This window comes from Candidatus Pantoea formicae (assembly GCF_011752625.1).
GTDB lineage: Bacteria > Pseudomonadota > Gammaproteobacteria > Enterobacterales > Enterobacteriaceae > Pantoea > Pantoea formicae.
Map to the genome: position 1 here is coordinate 1 of NZ_VWXD01000028.1, position 1523 is coordinate 1523.

Sequence of the window (1523 nt, forward strand, 5' to 3'; positions counted from 1 at the left end):
GTCGACCGCCTGGGGAGTACGGCCGCAAGGTTAAAACTCAAATGAATTGACGGGGGCCCGCACAAGCGGTGGAGCATGTGGTTTAATTCGATGCAACGCGAAGAACCTTACCTACTCTTGACATCCAGAGAACTTAGCAGAGATGCTTTGGTGCCTTCGGGAACTCTGAGACAGGTGCTGCATGGCTGTCGTCAGCTCGTGTTGTGAAATGTTGGGTTAAGTCCCGCAACGAGCGCAACCCTTATCCTTTGTTGCCAGCGGTCCGGCCGGGAACTCAAAGGAGACTGCCAGTGATAAACTGGAGGAAGGTGGGGATGACGTCAAGTCATCATGGCCCTTACGAGTAGGGCTACACACGTGCTACAATGGCGCATACAAAGAGAAGCGACCTCGCGAGAGCAAGCGGACCTCATAAAGTGCGTCGTAGTCCGGATTGGAGTCTGCAACTCGACTCCATGAAGTCGGAATCGCTAGTAATCGTAGATCAGAATGCTACGGTGAATACGTTCCCGGGCCTTGTACACACCGCCCGTCACACCATGGGAGTGGGTTGCAAAAGAAGTAGGTAGCTTAACCTTCGGGAGGGCGCTTACCACTTTGTGATTCATGACTGGGGTGAAGTCGTAACAAGGTAACCGTAGGGGAACCTGCGGTTGGATCACCTCCTTACCTGAAGATACCTTCCTTCGAAGTGCTCACACAGATTGTCTGATAGAAAAGTAATGAGCAAGACGGCTGCGAAGTCGTGACACTATCGTGTCCCCTTCGTCTAGAGGCCTAGGACACCGCCCTTTCACGGCGGTAACAGGGGTTCGAATCCCCTAGGGGACGCCACTTGCTTGGTGACAGGTGAAAGGTGTCTCCACGAAATATCTCAAAACTGACGGTAACGTCGAGTTTGAGATATTGCTCTTTAACAATCCGGAACAAGCTGAAAATTGAAACGACGTGTCGGTTCATTTCTCCGTAATAAGAAATGAATGATGACATGTTCGAGTCTCTCAAATGCTTGCAGTCTGCATGCGTTGCAAAACGCCTGTGGGTTGTGAGGTTAAGCGACTAAGCGTACACGGTGGATGCCCTGGCAGTCAGAGGCGATGAAGGACGTGCTAATCTGCGTAAAGCGTCGGTAAGGTGATATGAACCGCTACAGCCGACGATGTCCGAATGGGGAAACCCGGTGCACTCTGTGCATCATCGCAACATGAATACATAGTGTTGCGAGGCGAACCTGGGGAACTGAAACATCTAAGTACCCAGAGGAAAAGAAATCAACCGAGATTCCCCCAGTAGCGGCGAGCGAACGGGGAACAGCCCAGAACCTGAATCAGCGGGTGTGTTAGTGGAAGCGTCTGGAAAGTCGCAGGGTACAGGGTGATACTCCCGTACACAAAAGCACACCTTCTGTGAGTTCGAAGAGTAGGGCGGGACACGTGGTATCCTGTCTGAATATGGGGGGACCATCCTCCAAGGCTAAATACTCCTGACTGACCGATAGTGAACCAGTACCGTGAGGGAAAGGC

The 1523-nt window shown here is 52.1% G+C and carries 1 tRNA gene and 2 rRNA genes; all 3 read left to right on the forward strand.

Annotated elements, in window-relative coordinates:
• Positions 1-669, forward strand: a 16S ribosomal RNA gene (locus F3J38_RS27660); the annotation flags it as partial.
• 89 nt (positions 670-758) lie between these two features.
• A tRNA-Glu gene (locus tag F3J38_RS27665) sits at positions 759-834 on the forward strand.
• A 215-nt stretch (positions 835-1049) separates the two neighbouring features.
• Positions 1050-1523 (forward strand): 23S ribosomal RNA (locus tag F3J38_RS27670); the annotation flags it as partial.